This is a genomic window from Achromobacter sp. SIMBA_011 (assembly GCF_046535435.1).
GTDB lineage: Bacteria > Pseudomonadota > Gammaproteobacteria > Burkholderiales > Burkholderiaceae_B > Achromobacter > Achromobacter dolens.
On sequence record NZ_JAWRWN010001212.1, the window covers coordinates 1 to 236 of the forward strand.

At 50.4% G+C, this 236-nt stretch carries 1 pseudogene; it reads left to right on the forward strand.

Going from position 1 to position 236, the window contains the following annotated elements:
* Nucleotides 1-207 (forward strand): annotated as a pseudogene (locus SB816_RS34910) (hypothetical protein); the annotation flags it as partial.
* Nucleotides 208-236: the final 29 nt, after the last annotated feature.

Below are 236 nucleotides of genomic sequence, written 5' to 3' on the forward strand. Positions count from 1 at the left end.
GAGAAGCGTAACAAGACGCTGAAAGATCACTTCCAGTATCTGTTCCTGCCGATGTGTGGTGCGCTGACCGTTGGTGCGCTGTGGGTTAACCTGGAAGAAAGCTCAATGGTTCTGGGTCTGATCTGGGCTGCTATCGGTCTGATTTACCTGGCATGCGTAACCAAGAGCTTCCGTAACCCGGTTCCGCAGTACGAAGACGTAGCATAATCATCTTTTCTAATAATCAACCGGAGTCG